This is a genomic window from Haladaptatus sp. HS23 (assembly GCF_056892285.1).
Genome location: NZ_JBXGLH010000025.1, coordinates 17,737 through 43,038, shown reverse-complemented (window position 1 = coordinate 43,038; position 25,302 = coordinate 17,737). Strand labels below are relative to the sequence as shown.

Sequence of the window (25,302 nt, the reverse complement as noted above, 5' to 3'; positions counted from 1 at the left end):
ACCACGGCGATTGATACCGCTCTCGACCAGCTATCTCTTCCAACAGTGAGCAACTACTTCTAATGTCTACTATAGCTCGGTGGGATCGGCGTCATTGAGTGTCGCGACAGCTTTGATGAGTTCTTCGCTGACGTTGTCCGTGAGCGGATCAAACTCTGTCTGGTAGGTGTCATCGTCCGACTCATCAGGATGCTCATCGGTGGGGGGTGTATGATTCGTCATGGTACCAAAGAGAAGTGAAAACAGTGTGATGCGCCCCACACGCGTCATGTGAAACAGCCAGAGTAGGCCTGAGAGGTTTGCTTCCACCACAAATGGAAACAGACACACAGTGCGTCCTTGCTTCTTTATCGTGAGCGACTACGTGCCAGTCATATATACCTCTGGCTATGAACCGAACACTGAAAACAATGGAACCTCTGCGCTGATTGATTCCTGTTCGAATTATGTCCAATAGCGACCGCGAGCACTTACACGACCCATCTGCAGGCGGAGGGTGAAAGCCTGGTTTGTTGTCTGATTTCGGCAGTTGATAATTTCCGGCGACCGATGGCACTGGGGTGGGATACGACATTAGTCGGGGACGCCACGGTCAGAAAGCACATCTTGATTCTCACTCAGCACGGTGAGCAATGGTTCGATCTCGTCGAACTGCGGCCCCTTTGTCACGCGCTGTGCGTCTTGGTCCCAGTCGATGAAGCCGTGATCTGCTAATTTGGGGAGATGGACGTGCTGCATTGCGATTGTCTGATCTCGGGTTCCACCGTCCGTCGCTAACCCTCGGGACGGAGCTCGTCGGTCAGGGTGGGGAGTCCGTTGTGCTAAGGCGACAAGGAGTTGTCGTCGGTGGTGATTCGAGAGGACTGAGAGTTGCTCATTAAGCGTCATGGTTCCTGCATCCCAACACATTGTACATGGATAAGCACCTCTCATTTTTCGGATTAGCAATTGTTTGAGGAAGTGAGTGAATAACTTGAACGAGGGCTGGTGGCGTTCACTCAGTTTCTCACAGACTACTTACGCTTACTCCACCTATTCTTGCGTATGAGCCGAGGACTCGACAACGTTGATCAGGGCATTTTGTATCATCTCCAGCGAGACGCACGAAATACAACCACCGAAGAGATTGCCGAAACAGTCGGTGTCTCCGCGAGCACTGTGCGGAACCGGATTTCGCAACTCGAAGAAGACGGTATCATCAAGGGCTATCACCCCGATATTGACTATGAAGCTGCCAACCTTCCGCTAAGCGTACTGTTCGTGTGTACCGCGCCAGCAACCGAACAAGCCGAATTTGTCCAGAAAATACTTGCTGTGCAAGGTGTGGTCGATGTGCGCGAGATGCTTGTCGGCAAACGGAATATCTACGTGGAAGTGGTTGGGACGAGTACAAAGGATATCACACGCATCACGGACACGCTGCACGACGCAGGCCTCACGATTGAGAGTTCCGAGATCATACGCGAGCGGCATATCCAGCCATTCAATCATTTCCATTTCAGTGAGGAAACGGCAGAGGAGCAACGTGAGAGCTGATCTTCACCCTTTTCGAAATGCAATCACTCAGAGCCTGATATCTCCTCATACTCCGCGGGCTCGGACACCGTAATCCACCCATCACTGGCAACTTCAACGTGATACTGATTATATCGGAAGGCAACACTGCCCTCGCTATCGCGTGAGTGACCGTTGACTTCCTTGCCAAAGAAGCCGTCTTCGATCGCGGCGATATCCACACACTCGTATAGGGGTGGATCTTTGATCTCTATCGGCGCAACATCTTCGGCGTCCGCGATCGCGAAGATGATTTCGGTGGTGAGATCGCGATGGCTCTCGCGGTCATAGTGCGCCTGTGTCACAAAGGTCATGTCGGGGTCGTCGGGTCCGTTTCCATCCTGTGCAAGTTCAGTGCCATCATCGGTGTGGTCCTTACTTGACGTCATCTGTCGTTCTCCGTGTGAATGTGTCGTGAAGTTGTGGTATTCCCAAGGCAGTGATACCTCTTTGCCCAGCCATGAGTTACTGAGTATCCTCTCGGTCGAACTCACTGCGAGCATGCGTTTCTTGCTGATTGTCGAGACTGCCGCCTACGCCCTCTAACACTGTCAGTACTTGGATTGCATATGGACCAGGAGTAATCGTCTCGGTGTCAGCATCGAACTCGATTACGTCCAGGTCAACGAGTTTCGGGACGTGCGTGTGATAGAGCGACGTGTACATCTCCTGGCGCGTGAGCGTTGCGATATCCGTCTCTGGAGTATCAGTTTCCCAGGCAGCCAGTTTGGTTGCGAGGTCATCAAGTGACCATTCGGTCTCTTCAGCGAGGGTGTAGACGAGGTAGCGTCGTCGTGGCTGTGCAATCGCCGCGAAGACGGGTTGCAACTCGAGGATGGACTCTGGGACATCAATGTCGAGATCGCGTTCGGCGGCACTCTCCTCGACGGTCCGACTAGAATGTGTCTCCCTCTTGTCGGGAGGTGGTTCGTTCCCCGTCATAGCTCATATAGGAGTGTGAATAGTCTTAAGAATTCGCTATAGAGTGTGATTTCCCGACCATATCGATACATACGCACCGAATCGCCGTAACGTGATATATATGAGTAGTAATCTATTCCTAGAGAGACAACCGAAATTATCCGGTATTGACGCGGTACTGACCTGAATCACTAGTGTGCCCGATCAGTGCTTGCAGCCAGACATTGACGAGTGTGTGGCTGTGATTGTCTTTCAATTGGCAGCAGGTGACTGTGTACTTGCTCATCTGTTTCAGAGAGTCACTTTGAACTTTCAAATGAGCAACAAACGCCACTGAGAGCCGCGTATGAGCAGGAATATTATGAGATTCCACGCCGGACAACAACTGAAGATCTCGCTGCTGAGATCAGGGTTTTATACCAAGCGATTTCCGAACGACTTCGACGAGGCCATGGCAGTCTTGTTGAAAATTCTATTGTTCTCGGCCAGGGTGCCGATAAACCCAGCAAAACGGGGGTCGAAATGAACCCCTTGGGAAAGCAACCATGCTGATTAATCATTTCTAGTTCGGACCTGAGCGTATGACAACTGAACGGCTCCTCACCTGCGTTGACTGTCAGTGGCGAATAAGCACCCGCGAGCATTCGTCGCATGAAGTCAATCGGCGTGCAATACGGCATTTTCGTGCGACTGGGCATCAGGTAACCTCCCCTTAGAACCGTTATGCCGCCCTCAGTGCCTCAAATTACTGCTTTAGCAGTAATAGTGCTAATATCGAATCCCTGTTTCTATGAAAGGTAGATACGTAGTGGATACTTGCAAACGCAACCCGTGAGTTTATTAAAGCAACTCTTCTATTGTATTGAAGAACCACGAGACAGAATGTGTGTCCGAGCCGTGTCCCAATGATGAAGGGCCGATGATCCCCAACGTGCTCAGATCGGGTTCATACGCGTTGTCGGTACGCGGGGCACACTCCCCGTGCGTTCTCAAAAAACACGTACCCATGAACCCACACGACAGCGATCGACCTGGTCGTTCAGATTCCCAGACAAGAACCACACAGCTCGACCGCGAATCGACGAACACGTCCGAGCGTAACGATAGCTCGTCATCCCCGGAGCTTTCCCTCGACACGATCTTCGATATCCTGTCTCATTCGCATCGCCGCCATCTTCTCTCATATCTTTCACAGACTGAGGATGATCTCGCAACAGTAGCTGATCTTGTCTCCTTCATTTTGAAGCAGGAATCAGAAACCGAAACGAGCATACAATGCACTCAGGACGATGCTGTGAGAGTTGCGCTGCAGCATAACCATCTCCCGAAACTGGACGATGCCAGGGTGATCGAATATGACACTCAAAGCGAAACCATCCGGTACTGCGGTCACCCGACACTGGAAAAGTGTCTGTCCGTGACCGAAACGTGAGAACGAGACGAGGTCTAACTCTGCTCCATTGGATAACGGAGAATCGCTTTATCTGCGCGTGTGAGCGTTGAATAGTCAAGTCGCCACTTCATCTCTCGCCAGAGGATGTTTATAACTACAGGCCAGAGTTTTGGATGGAGTGCTCATGATGGGGATACCCCCACTAGTCACGAGGACTCCGGGGAAAGAATAAAAAATGGGAGAAACAACGACCAACTCACTGAATGACAAGCAGTCGACCGTAAGAGCGCCATCAATAGTGGTGTTGATTCAGGACGCGATCGCTGCCCGTGACGGTCCCGAGACGAGTAAGTGCCCACCATTATACGAAGCTATTGATCCAGATGCACTTGAGACGCTGTTTGCTCCACTTCACAGAGAATCCGAACGACACGGAAAAGTGATGTTCGAATACTGTGGCTATCAGGTTACCGTCCACGCTGATCGGACGGTTGAACTCGCGCCAATTGACGGTGAGAGTCGCTAAAACACCGATAGGTTTCACTCAGAGGCCACATCTTCGTTGGAACCTGTTTCTGCTACTTCTGGCGTCCCGACTCGATTCATTACGATCGCTGGTCGATTTTATCCTGATCAACAGTCAACGGGAGCGAGCTGTCTGGTCGTTCATTGCCAGGGAAGGCTATTCAATCACGACTGACAAGTGCAATGATGAAGTGGTTGGTAGGTCACCATAACAGATACCATTAGAAGCAGCAGTGAAGTGTCTCCGGTAGCCGTGAACCAATCATATACGAAAGTTGCTCGGTGTTCCCCGCCAAGAGACCTAAGAGACACCAGATAGTTTGTTTATAAGCTAATGGCAACCCTCGTTGAGTTCTCGCTCCCAGCCACAGACTTCGCGCTTGGCCGCTTACTTACAGCTGACTCGGAGATCGAAATCGAATTCGAGCGAATCGTTCCCGTTGGGTCGAATGCGATTCCCTTGTTTTTCGCGTGGAATGACGATTTAGATGCGTTCGAACAGCGCGTCCGCGCTAACGACCATGTCCGCGAATTCAGCGAGATTGAGGAACTCGGGGATCGACGCTTGTATCTCTTGAATTGGGATATTCCAGACGGCGGCTTTTTCGAAGGGTTCACAACAGCCGAAACGATCATCCGGAGTGCCTATGGCTACGATTCTCACGCCTGGGAGTTCGAAGTCCTCTTTCCCTCTCAGGATGATCTCACCACGTTCCATAATCACTGTCGCGAAAACGAAATTCCGTATACACTCGGGCAGATGCACACACTCAGTGAAGCTGGCGACAACCTTGTAGAGAGTGTTCTGACAGAAAAACAGCGAGATGCGCTTCTGCTTGCACTCCAGCACGGATACTTCCAGACTCCCCGACAAATTACGCTCTCGGAATTAGCGGATGAGTTCGGCATTAGTCAGCAGTCTCTCTCGGATTTGATTCGGCGTGGCAATGAGGCCGTTCTTGAACACGCGCTTCTCGGGTCATCACGAGATACTTCGCCTAGTTAGCCTGGTTCTATCTTTCAGTGGTTTTAACCACCCTGTTTGGACAGCCCTAGGACCTAATGAGAGCGTTGTGATTATAATCATATAGCTGAATGGGCATCGTTACACTCCAAAGTAGTTTCCGTTCGCTCTCTGCGGGCTTGGAGGACAAAGACACTGGTGTCACGGACACCCTCACAACCCCAGACCCATGACTCACCCACCAACAACCGATCACCAATCGGCGTCAGACCACACGGTTAGTACTGTCTGCGAACTGCTCGCGAATCCCACTCGACGTGCTGCTGTGCAGTTTTTCATCGATGAGGAGACGCACACAGCTGCATTCGAAACGTTGGTCGAATACGTTCACGAGGAAGTCGACGCGATCACGTCTCCTGAACAAGCACGGGTTGCGCTTGTCCACAAGCACCTTCCGAGGCTCGTCGACTACGATATCATCGAGTATGGCAAGCACGATGAAATCGTGCGCTACTACGAATCACCGCGTCTCCAGCAGTATCTTACCCTCGTCGAAGAAACCGGATCAGGGGACTGATACATGATGAAAGACCAGCACTCCGAAGATACAGACACCGAACTCGTCGAGGAGTGTGCTAGCTGTGGCAGATCAGTCCTCACAATCTATCTCGAGGAGAATGTCTGTCCGAACTGTCTGGGAGATTGACACCGGATGGTCGTCGGAATTTCCGCGTTGTTGGTAGCAATTGGCAGTTCCCACCAGTGGTTCTTCACTCAAAATTAGGTGTGTTCATACCCGCTTAGAAAAAATGAGGTAGTAAACCTGGACTCGTTGAAGTCACCAACGAAAACCACGAGATCCTGCAAACCACCAGAATCTGTCTCCATCGACGACGGGACGCTCAAGACCTTCCCGTCTGAGGACGACAACGATGCCGAACCCGAAGATTGCGACTGCGACGGCCTGAATGGCTTCCCATGTTGACCATGCGTGAAGACGGGACGAAAGGAACTGCCGAACGAACCATCACTTCAGCTTTTTTAGCCAAGAGACGCCGATTAATGGTCTGGAATATCACCGACCAGTGAATGCTTTAGGAAAGGAGAATACAGCGATCGACGATACGCCCGAGATATCAGCGGGTGCTTGGTCAATATGCGGCGACCGTCGGGACCACGAATGACAGGGGTGGGTCAGTCGAAGCGACTTGCTGGGATCTGCATAGGTAATAAAACTCTTCTCGTTACCCGTCCCGGATTAATATGGCCGTTTCATCTAGTCCAAATATACTAGCTACACATATAATAAAATATTTTTAACACAATGGGAACAAAGCGTTTCCTCCAAGAGGGTAGCCGAATCCCTAAGCAATATCATCGGTGATTGACTAGGCAGTGGTAGGAATCATGGCGACGCTAGACACAGTCTTTGACCTTTTTAGTAAGAAGCGACGACGATACGCACTGTATTATCTTGATCAACACAGCGGAACTGTATCAGTAAATGAAGTCGTTGACTATGTTGCAAATCTTGAAAGCAACGCTCCTGACGGAAATATTCCCGACGAAGAGTATGATCGGATTGAACTCACGCTTCGCCAGGTGCATCTTCCGAAAGCAGCCGAAATTGACTCTATTGAGTACGATCGTGATGAAGGAGAAATCAACATTCAGGGAACACCAACGGAATTTGATGCGATCGTTACCATTGCGAAAGTCCTTGAACAACCTGGATAAGCCGAGAACTTAGTTTCCCAATCATTCATTCCCAATGACCTCCCTGATAGATTACTTTAAATTTATGAGTGAAAGCAATTGTTTAGGAGGACTCACACTGCACTTAGCGAGAGTCGGGCATCACAAAATGTGACCTTGTCATGCTTCCCGATTGCACTCATGTAGGCGGCCTACGATCTTTGGACGGGAAGCAGTTTGGCGGGACTATGCGTCATAAGTCATTTCATATGTGGCAGTGCCACGAGTTCGGCGAAGCGGATCACAATGAGCCGTTCAAGCCTTGGACTGACGCCCTCGACACAATCTGGCACTGCGAGCGGTTCACATCGCCGATGGTGGGTGATTTGCGAAGGCTGTGATGGGGAATTCGCGCGTTACCGGCGCTCCAAGGCCGTCAAACACTTGAGAGGTACAATTGTGGCGACTGCGGGGTAATAAGGATAGAGTACCGTTGTCCCGTTGTCTGCGGCTTATTAGGACGATCACGATGGCTGGACCATCTCTGGTCCATTTGAGTTCATGCGGGTACCATCTCGCTGTTCCTAATGCAATGCTTACAATGGGACTTGCCCCTACCCGCCCTGAGGTGTGGGCGGCAGACGTCCTTGCGGAACCTCACTAACTCCGCCACCGGTTTCGACTTTCCCGATTCGTTCGTATTTGCTTGGTACCGGTATTCACATAGGTTAGTAGATTATACTAACACTATATGTATTCACTTACGGTTTGGCTGTCAACTGTTTACGGCGTATCCTAGTGAGGGATCTTCTATGCACCGTGAAAGCCTCTGTTCGATACCCTCCAGGTGAGCTTGCAACCATCTTGGGGGAGATGCGTGACGAGAAGATTGACGCTGAGCGGCTTGCTACGCGACTGCTCGAAATGCAGTGGCGAGCATCCGGAACGAACCCGGACTTCAACATCTGCTATGCGCTGAATCAGTAGTGCAGAAAATGAGATCGCCGTCTTCATCCCCTATCTATGACCAACTTGATTGCCGCCACCACTCGATTGATGGTTATAATTTCCGGCACTCGACACGGCTATCTGGCGATTTGAGTTCTTCTGAATGGACACCTGCACACCACCATAATTGTGCGATTGATGGTTGACGTTCACTTGCCCGGCGCCCTGGTGTTGACTCACTTACGAACTCGCCGGTTGATGCGAGATTGCCGCCACTGGTACGATATCCACTCCCTAACCATAATGAATGCGAGAAGCACCGCTATTGGTTTGATGTGCCTCATCCGTTTTCCCTCCCGCAAATATAGCCATAACTAAATTCAATATAAGTGACTGAAACTGGATATTCAGGTCAGAAAACAGAACGAAGAATCGGCAGGTTGTGTCGGGTGTTGCCCGACAGATTGGTCGAGACGGACTAGTCGAAATAATTGACCAGAAAACCTCGATTGTCTCATTAAACTCGAGGTGGAAGGCAGTCTTGGCTCCTCGTTTCGAGAGGAAGATTAGAGCGGATCGTTGTATTGATCGGCCGGATCCTGTTGCTCATCAACAGCATCTGTAAACAGATCTTCATCCAACTCCGCTTCGGATTCATCGCCAGTTTCCTGGGCCGATAACCCCAATGTGAGAAGCTCTTCGATCGCTTGTTCTCGATTCAGAAAATCACCTTGTTCGACAAGGCGATCAATATCACTCTCGATACGGTCAGGCAAGGCTACTTCGAACGTGGCCATGGACACAATCCATTCTAGAGACAAATTAACTCTCGGGCTAGTTTCTCGATGCGAGGTAGTGCTATTTGTCGGGTCTTGGTGTATTTTGTTCCTTCCTAAAACAATCGTAAAATCCCTGAGTACAACCTCATCTGTGGCCTACGACGCTGCCCGAGATGGTACAGCACCGCACACAGGCCGAACAGTTTTCCTTCGACGCCGATGCCCCCGGACTCATCGAAGGTCGTTCACTCCTGGGAAGCCAGCCCAATCCAGAGCCTTCGATACCGGTGGATTAGCGACGGTTTCGTGTCCCATCTGTCAGAAGTGCTCCGACCTCAGTACACCTCTTTCTATGCATTCCTTTATTTGGTTAATAACCTGATTACGTAGCTTAATTTTCCCGATGTCTCTCCTTACTCTCATTCTTCTATAACTCACACCGCAGAATGATACTTACCATCCCTGGCCCAGTCTCAGGTATCTTTTTCTCTCCCGAACTATGCAGTCACCTGTTCCGCAAGCATATCCACATCTTCGAGATTATCGGGCGCTAAGACCAACCGAAGGCGCGGCCGACCGACATCAATCGGCACTTTCTCCGTGTCGAGCAGGCCGCGATCCTCAAGTTGTGTTTTTGTCCGCGAGAATGTTGCCTTGCTCGCCACACCAGTATCTTCACCCCATTTACTGATATCATAGAGCAGCATCTCGTTGTTCGCTGCGACCAACAACGCGATTGTAACTTCGTCGAGTTCGTCTTCCTCACCGGGAACGGTCTCAACCGACTCCAGCATTGTCATGAAGTCCTTTTCAACATCTTCCCCGAAATCGTCACGAAGGGTGTCCCGGACCCGTGACAGCGGTGGCGTTCGCAACCCGAACTCTTCGCCGGCGTCCCACTCGTCCATGAACGTCGTCTGCACAGTCTCGACGAAGTCATCGTCCGTCGAGTGAAGCCCTGTCAACGCCGCATTGAGTTTGACGACCGCCACCACTTGCTCGTCACTAATGAGCAGGGAATTCCGTGCGACATCGGTGGTTGTCCGCAGTGAGAGGATTCCTTCCTCGATTAGATTAGCTGCTTGACTCGCGAGAATGAAATCGTCGACCGCTGCTTTGAGTACGTCAGGAGTGGCAAGCACCTGGAATTTGGGTAGATCATCGTCAAATTCGGTTGCTGTCTGGATCACTGTTCGGAAGACTTCTGGTGCTGGATTAATGATGTGGACGGTGTCTGCATCCTCGAGGAATGAGTGGATCGTTTCCGTGAATTCCTGGTCGGCTATGGTTGCTTCTGTAGACATGGTTTGCAAATCGTGAAGGCATACCTTTGTTTCGAGCCAATTACTACTGGTAAGAGTAGCCTAAAACAAATGGATGAATAGCTTAACTTGGAAATGAAGACTGTGAGAATTTCAGCTCGGAGCGTGGCGATTTAGTGGTATGCAGCGAGGAGGATGCAGCGAGATGGGGATGAATCAGGAGTGATGGGACCAGATCCACAGCCTATTCAGGGTGTCAGCGGCAACTACGCCGCAACTGTGGCTTGGGAGAGTTCGGTAAATGCTTTGTAGTACAGTTCGAAAATAAGGCAGTCAGTTATAAGACCAGAAACGAGATCACCAATGATCAGGAGAAGAGTGTCCCAAGAAGTGTTGTTCACCTCTCCAAATGAAAGAGCGACAACAGGGAGAAAACAAACCGAGGATGTACAGGTGGAACAGGGCGAGTGCCTCAGGACTTGACCCCGGGGCAGTTCACTATGTCTCGTAAAACTGCTTCTCAGCGTCGCTGGGTTCGATTAGAAGAGTACTAATCCAGTGGCTACGTTTCTGTTTGAACTGGCTGAGAACCATGGTCTCTCGAATGCTATGTTTCTTGTCAATGATTACGACTATCGGATTCCCTTCTTTCATCATGAACTTCTTCGTGGAGAGCGTGCTTGCCGTATCTCATTTCCATCTCGAACTATATCTTCACAGTATGGACAAACACGAGGTTTCTTGACGTCATCCGGTGTGAACACACGGACATAGTGTCGGGTCACAAACGATCCGCAATTATCACAGTGGGGCATGTTTGTTCCATTCGATAAAACACTAATAGATGCTTTGGCTATCAAGATTGTATACAGGCCGTGAAGCTGACGAGACGGCACAGAAACGCCCACCGTGGGAGCAGTCCGGCTTTCGTGTTGATACTCCTGGACTTATCCAAGTCTCTAACGAGAGCCACGAGAACCCCGAAAAACACCAATATACTGTCTCCACCAACGTAGTGACTGAAAACCTGATGGCCTGCACGTGCTCGCATCACGTCCACCGCAACGCCTTCTGCAAACACATGGTCGCCGTCGAAACCGCAACTGACGACGGGACGCTCAATGCGTCCCCGTCGGAGGATGACAACGATGCCGAAGACTGTGATTGTGACGGTTTCGGTGGCTTCCCGTGCTGGCCATGCGTGCAAACGGAACGGACGGAACTGCCGAACGAACTACCGCATCAGCCCTTTGTATCCCTGTCGTGCCAATTGATGTTTTATCACCGACCAGCGAATACTCACGGAAAGCGCGAACGCTGCGGCCGACGATACATCGGAGGGAAAACACCATAGCACGCGGCTGATATCGCCGCCGAGTATTTCCTGAACGCGTGGGATTTTCTATGAAGAATAAGAATGATGAACCACAGGAGTGCGACTATGTGGGTTTCAGCGGTATCTCGGAACCGGTAAGCCGACTTCATTGACAATATTCAACACAGTAATAATGGGATTATTATGCCATTTTGGCGATAAAATCTATGTGTATTGAGAAAGTGTCTATGCATTGCTATGGAACTACTACATCGGTTACGCGGTGCCTTTCGTTCAGAAACCCCGTCTCAGCAGACCGAACAGCAGGTGCGGGCGACCGGTGATATTTTTGAATGCGAAGAATGCGGAACCACTTTTATCTCGAAACCATCCTGTTGTTCAAAGTGTAACCAGAGCGACTTCCAGAATCTCGGCAGTTGTTAATCCGACATCTCTCACCGTTCTCTTCTGCTGATACAGTTTCTAACTGCTGACGTCGTAGACAAACTCTGTCTTTCACTTTTACACGTGTTGGCAATTCACGGTAGAGTGCTCCTACAACCCATAAAACCACCGTTTAGCAGCGGAGGCTGACCTGACCACATTCCAAAAGTCCGAGGAGTGGTCGGCGTGTGAAGACTGTGAGAATATGCTCTGATACGAACGGGGGTGGATTCGAACCACCTGGGCCACGAAGTGGCCGCCATCGACGTGGGGTCGATGGTGCTTCTACCAACAAGCAACCCGTTCTCGTCCCGGAACCCCCTGCGAGTAGAGCGTGGTCGTGCCGGGAAGAGTGGGCACGACTACGCCGGTATGGAACTGGCGTGAGATGATCACATTTGATTCTTTGTGCTTGAACGTCGCAGGCGCATGGTTCCAGGCACGTTCCTACGACGCTCACACCTTTTCCAATGACTGCGTTGACTATTGTTATACGGTGCCTGAAGTGGTTAAAAGAGAGGAGACATCGAGTATGCTCTTTATTGGACTGTCCACCTCGGGTGATTCTAGAGGAGGTAACTTGATCTCTAACTCGATCAAAGTCGTGAATTAGATTATATCTTGATCGAATGTGGGAGTTACCACTCCCAGAGTAGTACGAACAAGATTCCCAGGAAACCGAACATAACGATATACATCGTTGCAAAGACAATACCACGTGAGAACGCCCAGTAGCTCCAAAATCCAACGACAGCGGATAGAGCGAGAGTAAAATTTTTATATCGCCTACTTGGAAAGTAGCCATTATACCGCCGTTGCTCATATAGCGACATTGCACTATGTTTGTCCGTCTATCCTCTTATTTCCAACCGCCACAGATGACGGTCAGTGACAATAAAATCCGCACATGAGAAGGACGACCGTAGTCCTTTGGGGCACTCAACGAGGATATTCGAACTCTACAACCCTCTACCGAAATCTCCACCAGAAGATACGTGAGGTCGCTCTGAGGACAGTTGACACCATCGATTTTCGTTACGACTGGAATATTGGTCGTACTGGCAGGATGAGGCACACTCCCAAAAGAGATTCCCATCACCTATGCGTAAGGGGCCGCGCTTTGACGAGGCTCAGCCACTTCTCGAATTGAGGCACACTCACACAGATAAACTCCCCGATGAGTGGCTCTAATCCCGATGTGGCGATCTATTTTTTTCTCTTATCGATGTTCCTATTGGTGTCATATAAGACGACTCTTTGGTTCGAGCAATACGGCCGAGTCTATATAAAATCGAGAAGCGGCAGTACACAAATTCGATACGCTTACCAGACTTCCTTAGTTCTGCTTAGTGCAACATGGAGAAGTAGATCGCCACCACAGACGCAATCATCTCATTCCTTTTCGACTCCGGTGGAATCATAGAGATCATCAACCCCTTCTACCACGAATAGGTTCCGTATCCATGAGTAGTGGTTGTCGTGTAAATCCGGGACGGCAATATCCTGATGAATCGAAAGCCTGCCGGTGCGGAAATAGATCCAGCCAATCACAGCGACGGATCCAAGAAGCAACGCAGCGAACGAGAGCAGATCAAGGGGGGTAACGTCGCCGATGAGAGTGAAAGACGTCGTTGCGGTAGTCTCGATGAGTTTGTTCGTTGGGAGCTCATGTGAGGCAAAAAGAGATGTTTCGGCCATATCCCATGCAGCATGCAACCCAATCGGGAGCGCAATCGAATCCGTCAGTGCATAGCTGAGTCCAAAGAGCAGCCCGAATACCACGGCAAAGATGAGAAAACTGACTGACCGACCCCAGTGCCAGAAGCCAAAACAGACCGATGAAATACCGATTGCAATCCAAACCGCTATCGACCGGTCAACACCATCAAACCAGAGCAATCCCTCCGCGATATTTGTCATTAAATAGCCACGAAACAGGACTTCTTCTCGGACACCAATACAGAGATAGAAGACGAAAGTCATGATGAACCACGGGACCAGTGCGAGACTTACTTCGCCTGTCAGCCATCCGGTGATCGTGAGCCAACCGGCGGCAAGCCCGATGAGCAGCATAGCACCTTGCAGAGCGATACCAAGCAGAAATCCAACGCTGAACTCACCGACCCATTCACGGGTGATTTGTAGCCCCATATCAGAGGGATAGCGCCGGTCGAGAAACCAGGCAGCGGCAATAAAGCCAAGAACCCACGACGCAGAGCCGATGAACTGGCCACTCACTGCTGAGATCATCCGCACGATAAGAATGTCGCCGAGACCAACCGATGGAAGATAGCCTAGAAGAGTAGTTCCGAGACCGAACACGACCTGTCCGATTATAATTGCAAACATGACTATTATCATTGAGAACAAGAGCCGAAGTGGGGCGCATGGTCGATCGGTGCGCTCGTTCCAGCTGAGTTGGAAAACGTTCACCAGCGTGTGCAGGTAGTCCGTTCGGGTCATCAATACGTGAAGGAACTATTGCTGCGTATTCCATTTAAATTAGATGCGTCAACATCTCACGAGTATGTTTTTATGGAAGGGAGTCACACACCGATTAAAATATACCTTAGTGTTAGTGAGAATTGAAACAAAAGCCGACACATGGAGTAATTATTAACTAGTCACAGCATAAGATAATATCAAATGGAAACGTTCCCAATCGCTGGTCAGATCATCAACACAAAGCTCATTTTTGGGCTGACTGCCCGCGACATTGGCGAAGCACTCGTCATTCCGTTTCTCGGCCTTGGCATTGCCCAGAGTCTCGGCGCTTCTGGCGATCTCTTTCTCATTGCCACCGGGATTGCACTTGCCCTCGGTGTCGTGATTCTCCTCATCACGCCTGCTGCACAACGCCCGCTCAGCTACGCTCGAGCCTGTGTGCACTACTACCTCGGCACCACCACGTACCGAAATCGTCGGACACGACCCGCCACGGAAACGACGAAAACCCTAGATGTGGTTGGTGTTCGCCACGCCGGCCTCGACATCGAGACAATCGAAGCGGAAGACGACCACGACTCCCACCAGTAACCACCATGGATTCACCACCGCCTGCCACCGACACCTCGACAGCCAGTACTGGACAGTCTGGCACGCAAGACGAAGCAGAGACCGAGACGATCGAATCTGATTCTACGACTGCAACCGACGGATCAGCCACAGAGCCATCCCCTGACGGTCCCACAGTACGGACAGCGCTCGGGATAGCCGATCGCGACCTTGAGACCGATGCGGGACGGCCTGAATCAGATTTGGACGTCCTCCGAGCGATGGATGCCACCCTCGAAGCAATTGACACGGACCTCCCAACGGCTCGTGAGGAAGCACGAGCTCGTGACCAGTTCCATCTCGAAGATAAACTCAACAAGCAAACGACGACACAAGCCCAGCTTGGCTTTGACTACGTTCGTGATGATGGGATTGCCGTTGATGGTGACGACTATATCGGACTCGTGAAAGTCCAGCCCCGGAACTGGTTGACACTCAACTATGAGCAACGTCGGCAGGTTATGAGCGACTACGTTTCGTTTCTGATGGCACTTGATTGGTCGATCGCCATCCCGTGCTATCCCCGGGAGTTCGATCTCGGTGAGCACTACAACAGGTTCATTCGTGGTGGCACCAGCGTTGCTGCACGAGGACAGTCTCCGATTCTGCAGTATGGCCGGCGCTACTACATCCAATGGGCTCAGGACAATATCGACGGCTCTGGGATCAAAACACGCGACTACTACATCGTTATTCGCGTCAACGCCGCGCAGGTCACGACAAACCTTGATACCGGAAGTGTCCTCAATCAACTGAGCACACTCCCGCTCATCGGCTCTGCTGGCGCAAACATTCTCAAACGGCTTCCGTGGGTCAAGAACCACGAGAAGGCAGAAACCGAACTGTGCATCCGGGAAGTGCACAATCGCCAGCGCCGCGTGATCGACAAGCTTGGACGGACAGACGTCACAACAGAGCTGGTCAACACTCGCCAGGAGACGATGGAGATCCTGTATCACTACTACAATCACGTGAAACCAGAGTTCGACCGCTTTGATCACGCGACATTCTCCAAGGGGGAGATCTAACGATGGGCTCTCGACTCCGGTCGCTTATTCCTGGGTTAGAGAGCGAACCAGGACTCGATGAGATTGATGATGAGGTCTTCGACCGAGCGACCGCCATCCTCGAAGCGAATGGGGACGAACTCTCGAAGGAAAATATCCAGGCCCAAGCGAAACATCTGCTCGAACTCGAAGAAGCCGAGGACGGTGAGATTCGCCTGGGTGTTCTGCAAGACGAGACAGAACGCTCGCTTGCTGACCGGGATATCATCGCACCACACGAAATCACCGAGGAATCAGGGCTCTTAGAGTCGGGCTACATGGTTCGTGGTGGCCAGTACGTCCGCACGATGACGATCCATGGCTATCCCGAACGTGTTCCGCTCGGCTGGCTTGATGACCTCTATACGACGCACGACAATATTCGGGTGACACAGCATATCCGACCGCGTGATTCGCACGAAATTCTGCGGAAACTCCGTAATCGCCTCACACAGCTCCGCGCCCGTCTCTATCGGAAAGACGAGAAAAATCAGAGTGATACCCACGAACTCGAATCCGACCACGAGGCCGTCTCCGATCTCATCTGGGATATCATTCGCGGCGAGACGAAGCTGTTCACGTTTGCCATCTACTTCGAGATAATTGCCGACTCAAAGCAGGAATTAAATGAGGCGACCGAGCGTGCTTTGGAGATCATCGCCAAGGCGAATACAGAAGCGGTTCCACTCGAAAAACGCCAGGTCGAGTCACAGGACGCCCTTGCACCGCTCGGAAGTGATCCGATCAAAGCCACCCAACTCATGCAGGAGACAGCTGTCGCGACCATGTTCCCGTTCATCGAACCAGCGTTGGCTGATAACGAGGGCGCCTACTACGGGTTCGACGGGACACATACCCCCGTTCTCCTTGATCGCTACCGGTTCTCCTCGTATTCGAAGGTGATTGCTGGTGAGATGGGCTCTGGGAAGACATTCGCCGAGAAGTACGAGATGTTTCATCGGATGATGATGGATCCCGAAATCGAGCTCCTCGTCCTGGATCCACTCGCGGATTTCGTCGACTTTGCCGAAGATCTTGGCGGGCAAGTGATTCGCTTTGGTGGCGAGAACACGATCAACCCACTCGAAATCCGTCGTGGGATTGACGATGTCGTCGAAGATCCGTTCCTCAAGAAGTACCGGTCGGTGATGGAGTTGTTTCGGCTGCATTTTGCAGCCGGTGACGGACAAGCCCTTTCAAATGAGCAAGAGGGCATTCTTCGGCGTGCTGTCTTGCTTTCGTACTATCAGTACGGAATCACCGAGGATCCAGCAACACACGAGAACACGAGTCCAATAATCGGGGATATCATTGATATCCTCGAACACATCACCGATGGCGATGATCCTACTGAGTTCCTCGACTATCATCCTGATGCCGACAAGCGACGAGTTGCTCCGAAAGTGCAGGATATCGCTGATCGGTTCCGAGAGACGGACGAGCGGCTTGCTTACCAACTTCTCCTTGGACTCGAGGCTTTCCAAGAGGGTGGCGAGAACGCGAATCTAAACGGACGGACGAACGTCGAACTCGACAATCGGCTCGTGACCATCGACATGTCGATGTTCTCCGATACGGGACAAGCGCCGCTGTTTATGCACGTGATGTTCGACTGGATCTACCAGCGAGCTCAAAGCAGCGATCGCCGCACACAAGTGACGATCGACGAAGCACACTACCTCTTGCGCCGAGCAGCCACGACGGATTTGATCGACTTGTTCATTCGGCATAGTCGCCACTTCAACACCGGGCTGACGCTGATCTCCCAGACGGTGGATGAGTTCCTCGCCGAATCCACCGAACAGTCTGCAGACGCGCTCGAGAAAGCCCGCGAGATTTACAACCTTTGTAATATCAAGCAGATTTTCCGGCACGAATCAGTGAGCGAGGAGATGATCGCTGCCCACGATCTTACCCACAACGAACAGCGGTTCATCGCCTCCGCACAGACTGGTGAGGACGGAACTCACTCCGAGAGCTTGCTGCTTGTCAACGACTGGAAAAAGCGCATTCAACTGCATGTCGATGAGTTTGCTGTCCACGTGCTCGACGAAGACCTCGATCCGTGGGAGTACTTGATCGAGCAGAATGCGCTCGACACGAGCGATGTTTCCTATTTGCTTGCGGACGGACGCGCCGCAGAGTACGACATTCCTCAATCACTGCTCGAACAGGCTCGCGAATCCACTGCACCGACCAGCTAACACACGAAATTACAGGAATCAATTCACCGCCCATGACAACCACTCGTCGCTACATTCGAATCGAACCAGCCCACGAACGTGTCACACCCTCCGATATCATCTCTCGCCTCGCCGGCCTACGCAAACTGAAGTCTGGCTGGAAGGTCAAATACCATCCTTTGAAAAATGCACCCACGTTCGAGTTTCTCGCGCTCACACAGGGGAACCAAACGCCGGTGCGCTTCTATCTCGGTACCACTGACGAATCGCTCTTGTCGACGGTCCGTTCGGAGTTGACTACTGCATATCCGGCGAGTTACAATCTCTCTGAGGAAGAACTCACGCTCCCAGAGGAACTGCTCGGCCCGTCCACAGAGAACACCGACACGGACGAAGATGAAGACTCACCCGAGTCCCAGTCGATCGATGATGCGCGCTCGGAACTAGTGAACCGGTCGCCAATCGCGGCTCGGTGGCAGGGCGTGGCAACGCGTACTGACGACTGGATGACGCCGCTCACACAGTATTCACAGCTCCACACGACACAGAATGGCGATAGTGCATCGGCAAAGGCCCCGCTTGCAACGGCAGTCGAGCGGCTTGCGAACGCGAGTGCCCCCACCGTTTTGCAAGTGTTATTCACTCGGTATGCGGACTGGGAGAAGGTTGCCAACACTCGCAAGGAGAATATTCAGACGAAACGTGATGGGTTCGTCCAGACCACGAAAACCAACTTCAGAGATATGCTTCGGGGGTATGACGAGGAAGAGATTCGCGATCGACGGCGTGGCCGAGACGCGCCACAGATCGGGGAGAATATCGGCCAATCACCACACACGCCGAGCGGCGGGGTGGCCTCTCGCCAAACACTCATCGACCAGAAAAACCCGTCCCAGACGTATCTGGTAAACATGCGTGCAGCGGGGGTGCCACCTGCTGATGCAGACGATCCGACGATCGGAATGGTGGAGAGTGACGTCGACGCGCTTGCGAACGCGTTCAACCATCTCGATGGGGCGTACTATGAACTCAACGGGAACCGTCTCACGAAAGGACTGACCAATCTTCGTGACCCAGCCAAGAAGGAGCTCAAACGGCTGCTCGATCGGTCACTCAACATCTCTCGCCAAGGGCGCAAACGCTCGCAGCTCATTTTGAATGCGGACGAACTCGCCAATTTCGTGGCCGTCCCGAGTGCACATACACTGACCACTGAGGGCGCCCGTGGGACTCGTGGCAAGGAGCGACTCCGCCAGCCGTTGTCACTCCCAGCACCGGAGATGTTAGACCGATTATCAGCACCGGGAATGGCAATTGGTCTGCCGCTCAAAGACCGGAACCAACCCCTTGATGACGCGGTGTACGTCCACATATCGACGCTCATCACTCACTATCTTCGCGCCGCCTCGACTGGCTCTGGAAAATCCAAAAGCGTCTTGAATGATATGCTGACACTGAGCGAGCACGTCGGGGGGGCAACGGTGTTACTTGAGTCGAAAGGCGATGCAATGGTCGAAAATTATCTCAAAGCCCATTACGCGAAATTCGGCACGCTCGATAACGTTTATCACTTCGATGCGCCGGATATGCTGCCTGCATTCTCGTTTTTCGATATTCGTCCCAAGCTTGCGATGGGGAGGCGCCGCGAAGATGCGATCCAGGATACCGTCGAGCACTTCCATGAAGTCATGCGGCTGATTCTCGGGACAGAAACGCACGATCGAGCATTTGTCGCGAACGAGATCCTGACGTTCTTGATCAAAGCACTGTTTGACAAGGAGTATGGCCAGGCTGCGTTCAGCCTGGATACGCTCATTGAGGCCGTGTATCAGATGCGCCATGAACGCATCATCCCGGAAATTTGTGACGAGAATGCGCATATCGAGCGGGCATTACTCCAGCAATGTGAGCTGGACGAGGCACAGTTCCAGCAGTCAATGGGTGGGGCTGCGAATCGATTGAACAAACTGGTCGAACTCGAACACCTCTATCAGATCTTCAATCACGTCCCTGAGTGGGATGATGAGGCTGGCGAGTATGCGGAGAACGTCTTCGACTTTCGGCACTTCCTCGATGAAGATGCAGTGATTTTGTTCGATATCGGTGAACTGCGTTCCGACTCGCGCAACGCGCTGACGATGGTTCTGCTGAGCAATCTCTGGGATGCCACGCAGGGATGGTCCGATGATAGCCGGACAGGAGAGGACGAACCAATGGCCGCTGATGAGAAGATTGCGAACGTTATCATTGAAGAGGCAGCAGCGGTTGCGACCTCCAAACTCGTCTATGAGGAGTTTTTGCCCCAAGGCAGGGGCTTCGGTGTGAGCCTTGGCCTGATCATGCAGTACCCCGATCAAGTGAACAATCACACGGGGTCGAACGATCACAGTCGATCCAATCGACCGTACAATGAGATTTTGAACAACGTGAAGACGAAAATCATCGGGAACATCGAGGTTGACGATGAACTCGCGAAATCGATGGCACACGAGAATTTATCCAAACAGGAACTCAGCAATCGGATAAAACGGTTGCCGTCTGGCGAGTGGGTCGTGCAACTCCGGAATCCCGGGTTTGGCGAAACAGATCCCACGACATTCTCACTCGCACCCTTACCCATTCCCAAAGGGCATCCAGAAAGTGATGAACCACTCACCGGTGACGCACGTCACCTTTTTGAGGAGATGGCCCGTCCGCAGGTCAGACGCCGAACCCAGAGCGAATGCAGTATCCCCAATCGGCCGAGCAAGATCGGGCATGGGGATGCACGGAATACGCTTGCAGAGATGAGTGAGGAGGACACTGCAGGCACAGACGGGTCTCAAGAGCACACAGCCGACGCTGAAGCTGCCGACGGTGAGACACCGTTCTTCGGTGGAAGCGATGTGAGTAACGCCACAGGCACATCTGCAGATGGCGAGGTCCCGACGGGAATGGGAGACACACCAGCCAGCGACCGGCCAAGTGATGAACAGGATTTCGGAGATGCTTCCATGTTCGGCGCTCCGACGACGGAGCAGTCACCGCCCGACGACACACCGACATCTGCCTCACCCGATCAGACAGAAACGGGTACCAAGAATGGACCTAGTGACGAAGAGCCGACAGACACGAATAACACGGGAGACGGACCCGATGATGCTGCGCTCTCCGAGCATGTTCACTACGATACGGAGACCGATTGCTACGTCTGTGATCTCTGTGGCACTGAGTATACAGACGCTGAGAAGCGACGAGCAAGCGCCTGCTGTCAGTTTGCGTCGAAAGACGAGGTCTTCGTTGCCGCTCGGCGGGCGCACAAAACGACTGAGTCTACTAGTGACCTTCTCGATCGACTCCGGAAAATCGCTGCCCATGCCGAAGACTACGGCATTGAAATCTCTATCCAAGAGTTTGCATCGCTCGACTCGCCTGCTGAATCCGTCCCGTTGGAGGAAGAGACGTCAGAGCCACGTCCAGAACCCGAACAGACACAGGCTCCAGATACGACGCCAGCAGGTCGTTTCAACGAAGCGACGACGAACATTCCAGACAAGACGCTCCGAGCAGAGGGTGTGACACGCGATGAGGCAGCGTTTCTCGGCCTCGTGCTCGATGCGATGAACCACCAGCTTGAGGAGTACTCGCTCACAGAGAGTATGGCCGATTTCGACGAGCCATTCTCCACTCTCGACGTAGAGACGCTCATACAGAAGGGGTTCCTCGAGAAACATCGAGCATTTCGGCAGACGTACTACACCGTGTTGCCAGCCGGGCGAACCTTCCTCGACCGATCACTGGCTGTGAACCCGGGAATTGGTGATCTTGGCGAGAAAACCCCACACAAAGCCGGTGTCGTATTCCTTGAACAATGGCTTGTCCAGTACCACGATGTCGACCGGACAGAACGCTACTATCAGCACGACTCGGGGACTGTTTTCGATGTTGCAGGATTTAACGCTTCAGGCGAGCTCTGTTGGGTCGGCGAAGTTGAAACGACGAGTCATAATACGGACGCCGTGATCGCGGATTACGAAAAGCTCGCGAAGGCCGATGCAAACGCTGCGTGGGCTTTCGAAGATCGAGGGTGTGCGATCGACGTGATCGACACGCTCATCGAGACCGGTCCGCTCGATCTTTCGCTGACTGCCACCCAGAAACAGACGGTCAGTGCGCTTCGCGCCGCTCTTAGCCAAACGGCAATCCCCGGCATGACCGCGGTGAATACGTTCCGGAGTCTCAAAACGGAGGTTGACACGGAGCGATGACGTCGACGTGGCGCAAAGCAACTCACGACGAGCTTCATACCTACTATACGAAGTCATTTCCAGAGAAAACCGACGGACTGCCGCCGTTCATTACTGTCGAGGGGCCGAAAGAGTACGCTCTCGCATTCCGCGAGCCATACCCCGTTCGGAAGCAGAATACACCCGATCGAACGTTCATCCGCCGAAAAACGTGGCAGACAAGCGACTCGGGTGATCGAATTGCACAGCACTTCGACTCACTAGACGAACTGGTCGAGTTCATCCAGTATCCATCTCGGCACGATCCGCTCCACGGAAGTAACTATGCGCTTGCCGATCCGGAGCTCCTCGAACGGCCCGAGCCACGACCGGACGCGGTCTATTATGCACTTGACCACTGGGAACGTCCGTGGGTGCTCGCCGTCGATATCGACGCCAAAGACATTGCAGCACAACGGGCAGCGTCCCAGATGGAAACGACCGCCGAGCCTACGGAATCAGTCGGATCTGACCAGCTCCGCGATGCTGGCATTCTTGACAGCGCACCTGAGGGTTACCCCTATACGTTTGCGGATATCGAGCACGCTCTCGAATTCGGATTTACTGTCCAGGAAATCTTCGAGGATGACTTTGCAGCCACGGAAACGATGGTCGTGTACTCGGGACAAGGTTGTCACGTTTATCTGCTCGATACTGACCGCAAACATCGCTACGACGAACAGAGTCGAGAAGTGATTAACGACCTGCTGCTCGAAGAATACGAGATCCCCATCGATCCGGTTGTCACGGCTGACCGCCGCCGCGTACTGCGACTGCCATACTCGCTGCACGCCGATGTCTCACGTATCGTCCAACCGGTCGAGAGCCCGGATTTCGACTTCCGAACCGAAGCTGTCCCCAGTTTTCTCGAACCATGAGCCGAACAACACCACTAAACGACGAGTACATGGCGTATCGAGTGGCGGCACTACCCCGTGATGAAGGTCAGTTCCAGCTCACACAGCTATTCGACCGTGGGTATCAGCGCTGGACGGTCGACGATACACAAGAAACCGAGAAGTTGCTTGCAGACATTGAGCGATTCACGTGCGATGCATTTGCGCCAAGCACACGTCGGAAAGCGGCAGAGCGACCGTATGTTGATGATCCAGGAATGCTTGCAGTCCTTACCACTCTCGGTGCAGTCTGTATCATGGATCACCCGAAACTCGAAGAGACACCACCACGTCACCTCGCATTCCTTGGTGATCTACGCGAACTCTATGTGAACAACATCGGCTCGCTCATTCGCGAGTATGATGATTTCACTCTTCACCAGGAGATCGCCGAAATTCTCTATGCGAAAGAGCCGGGTGAAGACGGCCCTCACTCTGGTCGCGTCTGTACAGACATCACGACACGCCCTGAGTTCGGTGACGGATGCTATCTTGAGATCCCACTCGTCGCTGCTTCACGGAAATGCTTGGCACGGACGGATCGTGACGGCGACCAGCAAGGCGAGATTCAAGCACACGTCGCAGATAACCACCTGTATGTCCCGGTCACTGATTTTATGATGAAGTATCGATCGTATGCCGAGGATGCGTTTGGACGACTTCTCGCGGCCCAGGAAGAAGCACTCACACCCGAGCAACGCAGCTGGCTGACGGCAAATGAATCGGCGATCACCGAGCGGATCGATCGCTTTTTCGCCGCCGGGCAAACTCATCGCCTCTGGAAGAACTGGAGTCAGCAAAAACAGCAACTCCGGACGATTATCAACGCTGTTCAGGCGGCAGACAACGATATCGTCCGAATCGGCCAGACACATACCGCACGCGAACTCTACGAAGCTCTTGAGGCGTACGACTCTGAACGATCGTGGGAGCAACAGGTCTGTGACTCCATATCGACCCCTCGTAGTCTCGGAACGATTCTCTCTACGAACCGAGATCATCCAAGCGTCACCGTCGAAAACGATCGGTTGAATCGGTATACACTCACCCGGTATAGTGATGGCGCACAACCGATTCACGTCGACGACCTCGAGGATCTCTTCGAACTCCCCTGTCTGGCGGCCATGGATGAGCGGCTGCAGGAGAAAAAACCGGTCCGGAAAGATCTCTACAATCTTGTGCGAATGGCGTGGTGGCTGCCCCAGTACCGAGACGCAAGCACGGACGAATTTATCAGCGATATGAAGGAGGTGTTCGCCCGGTGGCCGTGGTACGATGACGAAGTGACCGAGTACCAGATTCGGTACGAACTCAACAATGATATCGGCGGTGAGATCCCCCTCCCAATGAATTGTTCGAATGAGGATATGCAACGATATTGTATCGGCCGTGATCAGTGTCCCTACTCAATCTATGGTAGTCTCCCGTTCCCTGAAGAACTGTATGACCAGCTCGATAATCCGGCTGGCGTGACGACCGATTGACTGCCAGAGCAGGATTTGTTTAACTAACTAGACAGTAATCACAGTGCTACAGTGACTCGTCAACTTGCCTCAATCCTAAGGCTGGATTTAGACGTTCTCTCTCATTATTTCGACCGTCTCAGCGGTTTTCACCCTCAAATCCTAAGGTTGGAATAGTAACAAGAAACATCAAACCTAAGGTTGGATTGCTAACATAACCGGCCGCCACATCCTAATGTGCTATTTTCACCAGTTTGAAAGCCTGTGAGGCTGTATTTATCATTTGAGAGTGTTGCGATCAATCCTAAGGCTGGATTTTACGGCCGGAAACCAGCCCTAAGCGATTATATGCAAATCTGTGCCCGTCATATTGCTTTGCGTACCTCTAAAATCGTCCAAAGTAATAGGGGGGTACGAAGAACGAACGGGACATGCGCGACCGGGGGAAAGCAAGCAGAACGAGAAAGCACAGCAAATCAATGAATTATCAGCTAGATTGGAATAGGTGGGTCGAGCAATGTTGACTCTGAAAACGGCGTGGCGATGCGACAGCACAGAAGAACAATGAGTAGTCAAACAGCAGCTAGTACTGGCG

General features: G+C 52.2%; 23 protein-coding genes. 15 read left to right on the top strand and 8 right to left on the bottom strand.

Features of this window, described 5'->3' with window-relative positions; all coding sequences use genetic code 11:
- Positions 1–69: 69 nt before the first annotated feature.
- Positions 70–309 carry a hypothetical protein gene (locus AC1XDK_RS29095; RefSeq protein ID WP_483353517.1) on the bottom strand — a complete coding sequence of 80 codons (240 nt, stop codon included), beginning with the start codon at positions 307–309 and terminating at the stop codon, positions 70–72.
- Positions 310–573: 264 nt separating this feature from the next.
- On the bottom strand, positions 574–888 hold the full coding sequence (locus AC1XDK_RS29090; protein ID WP_483353516.1) for a DUF7344 domain-containing protein: 315 nt from the start codon (positions 886–888) through the stop codon (positions 574–576).
- A gap of 156 nt (positions 889–1,044) precedes the next feature.
- Between AC1XDK_RS29090 and AC1XDK_RS29085 the strand changes: the two genes are divergently transcribed.
- The gene (locus tag AC1XDK_RS29085) at positions 1,045–1,536 is read left to right on the top strand and encodes an Lrp/AsnC family transcriptional regulator (RefSeq protein WP_483353515.1); all 492 of its coding nucleotides are present in this window, start codon (positions 1,045–1,047) and stop codon (positions 1,534–1,536) included.
- A 23-nt stretch (positions 1,537–1,559) separates the two neighbouring features.
- Here the strand turns inward: AC1XDK_RS29085 and AC1XDK_RS29080 are convergent, their stop codons facing one another.
- Together AC1XDK_RS29080 and AC1XDK_RS29075 are read right to left on the bottom strand one after the other, a co-directional pair.
- Positions 1,560–1,943: a HalOD1 output domain-containing protein gene (locus AC1XDK_RS29080; RefSeq protein WP_483353514.1), complete on the bottom strand. Its 384-nt coding sequence runs from the start codon at positions 1,941–1,943 to the stop codon at positions 1,560–1,562.
- Between the two features lie 76 nt (positions 1,944–2,019).
- A complete protein-coding gene (locus AC1XDK_RS29075) occupies positions 2,020–2,496 on the bottom strand; it encodes a DUF7344 domain-containing protein (RefSeq protein WP_483353513.1) in 477 nt (158 codons plus the stop codon).
- A gap of 249 nt (positions 2,497–2,745) precedes the next feature.
- On the opposite strand from AC1XDK_RS29075, the gene AC1XDK_RS29070 reads away from it, so the two are divergent.
- The 6 genes from AC1XDK_RS29070 to AC1XDK_RS29045 all read left to right on the top strand — a co-directional run bounded on the left by AC1XDK_RS29070 (position 2,746) and on the right by AC1XDK_RS29045 (position 7,094).
- On the top strand, positions 2,746–3,027 hold the full coding sequence (locus AC1XDK_RS29070) for a helix-turn-helix domain-containing protein (protein WP_483353519.1): 282 nt from the start codon (positions 2,746–2,748) through the stop codon (positions 3,025–3,027).
- A gap of 454 nt (positions 3,028–3,481) precedes the next feature.
- The gene (locus tag AC1XDK_RS29065) at positions 3,482–3,907 is read left to right on the top strand and encodes a DUF7344 domain-containing protein (RefSeq protein ID WP_483353512.1); all 426 of its coding nucleotides are present in this window, start codon (positions 3,482–3,484) and stop codon (positions 3,905–3,907) included.
- A 196-nt stretch (positions 3,908–4,103) separates the two neighbouring features.
- A complete protein-coding gene (locus AC1XDK_RS29060) occupies positions 4,104–4,394 on the top strand; it encodes a HalOD1 output domain-containing protein (protein WP_483353511.1) in 291 nt (96 codons plus the stop codon).
- Positions 4,395–4,727: 333 nt separating this feature from the next.
- Positions 4,728–5,399, top strand: a complete 672-nt coding sequence (locus AC1XDK_RS29055; RefSeq protein ID WP_483353510.1) for a helix-turn-helix domain-containing protein — start codon at positions 4,728–4,730, stop codon at positions 5,397–5,399.
- A gap of 187 nt (positions 5,400–5,586) precedes the next feature.
- The gene (locus tag AC1XDK_RS29050) at positions 5,587–5,934 is read left to right on the top strand and encodes a DUF7344 domain-containing protein (protein WP_483353509.1); all 348 of its coding nucleotides are present in this window, start codon (positions 5,587–5,589) and stop codon (positions 5,932–5,934) included.
- Between the two features lie 830 nt (positions 5,935–6,764).
- Positions 6,765–7,094 (top strand): DUF7344 domain-containing protein, encoded by a 330-nt coding sequence (locus AC1XDK_RS29045; protein WP_483353508.1) that lies wholly within the window; start codon positions 6,765–6,767, stop codon positions 7,092–7,094.
- Between the two features lie 1,472 nt (positions 7,095–8,566).
- On the opposite strand, the gene AC1XDK_RS29040 is transcribed toward AC1XDK_RS29045, so the two are convergent.
- From AC1XDK_RS29040 to AC1XDK_RS29030, 3 genes are all read right to left on the bottom strand, one after another.
- Complete coding sequence (locus tag AC1XDK_RS29040; protein ID WP_483353507.1) at positions 8,567–8,797, bottom strand: DUF7120 family protein; 231 nt, start codon at positions 8,795–8,797, stop codon at positions 8,567–8,569.
- A 479-nt stretch (positions 8,798–9,276) separates the two neighbouring features.
- On the bottom strand, positions 9,277–10,083 hold the full coding sequence (tbsP, locus tag AC1XDK_RS29035; protein ID WP_483353506.1) for a transcriptional regulator TbsP: 807 nt from the start codon (positions 10,081–10,083) through the stop codon (positions 9,277–9,279).
- Positions 10,084–10,694: 611 nt separating this feature from the next.
- Positions 10,695–10,856: a DUF7563 family protein gene (locus AC1XDK_RS29030; protein WP_483353505.1), complete on the bottom strand. Its 162-nt coding sequence runs from the start codon at positions 10,854–10,856 to the stop codon at positions 10,695–10,697.
- A gap of 200 nt (positions 10,857–11,056) precedes the next feature.
- On the opposite strand from AC1XDK_RS29030, the gene AC1XDK_RS29025 reads away from it, so the two are divergent.
- Both AC1XDK_RS29025 and AC1XDK_RS29020 read left to right on the top strand, forming a co-directional pair.
- On the top strand, positions 11,057–11,395 hold the full coding sequence (locus tag AC1XDK_RS29025) for a hypothetical protein (protein ID WP_483353504.1): 339 nt from the start codon (positions 11,057–11,059) through the stop codon (positions 11,393–11,395).
- A 630-nt stretch (positions 11,396–12,025) separates the two neighbouring features.
- Positions 12,026–12,187 (top strand): hypothetical protein, encoded by a 162-nt coding sequence (locus AC1XDK_RS29020; RefSeq protein WP_175424185.1) that lies wholly within the window; start codon positions 12,026–12,028, stop codon positions 12,185–12,187.
- Positions 12,188–13,192: 1,005 nt separating this feature from the next.
- On the opposite strand, the gene AC1XDK_RS29015 is transcribed toward AC1XDK_RS29020, so the two are convergent.
- Entirely contained in the window at positions 13,193–14,263 is a 1,071-nt protein-coding gene (locus tag AC1XDK_RS29015; protein ID WP_483353503.1) for a CPBP family intramembrane glutamic endopeptidase, read from the bottom strand.
- Between the two features lie 183 nt (positions 14,264–14,446).
- On the opposite strand from AC1XDK_RS29015, the gene AC1XDK_RS29010 reads away from it, so the two are divergent.
- The 6 genes from AC1XDK_RS29010 to AC1XDK_RS28985 all read left to right on the top strand — a co-directional run bounded on the left by AC1XDK_RS29010 (position 14,447) and on the right by AC1XDK_RS28985 (position 24,728).
- Complete coding sequence (locus AC1XDK_RS29010) at positions 14,447–14,836, top strand: hypothetical protein (RefSeq protein ID WP_483353502.1); 390 nt, start codon at positions 14,447–14,449, stop codon at positions 14,834–14,836.
- 239 nt (positions 14,837–15,075) lie between these two features.
- Positions 15,076–15,882, top strand: coding sequence for a TraC-like domain-containing protein (locus tag AC1XDK_RS29005; RefSeq protein ID WP_483353501.1), 807 nt, complete (start codon positions 15,076–15,078; stop codon positions 15,880–15,882).
- A 2-nt stretch (positions 15,883–15,884) separates the two neighbouring features.
- On the top strand, positions 15,885–18,104 hold the full coding sequence (locus tag AC1XDK_RS29000; protein WP_483353500.1) for a VirB4 family type IV secretion system protein: 2,220 nt from the start codon (positions 15,885–15,887) through the stop codon (positions 18,102–18,104).
- A gap of 32 nt (positions 18,105–18,136) precedes the next feature.
- On the top strand, positions 18,137–22,330 hold the full coding sequence (locus AC1XDK_RS28995) for an ATP-binding protein (protein WP_483353499.1): 4,194 nt from the start codon (positions 18,137–18,139) through the stop codon (positions 22,328–22,330).
- Positions 22,327–23,226, top strand: a complete 900-nt coding sequence (locus tag AC1XDK_RS28990; protein WP_483353498.1) for a bifunctional DNA primase/polymerase — start codon at positions 22,327–22,329, stop codon at positions 23,224–23,226. The genes AC1XDK_RS28995 and AC1XDK_RS28990 overlap by 4 nt, the downstream gene beginning before the upstream one ends.
- Positions 23,223–24,728, top strand: coding sequence for a primase-associated protein (locus AC1XDK_RS28985; protein ID WP_483353497.1), 1,506 nt, complete (start codon positions 23,223–23,225; stop codon positions 24,726–24,728). Before AC1XDK_RS28990 ends, AC1XDK_RS28985 begins: the two co-directional genes overlap by 4 nt.
- The last annotated feature ends 574 nt before the right edge of the window (positions 24,729–25,302 follow it).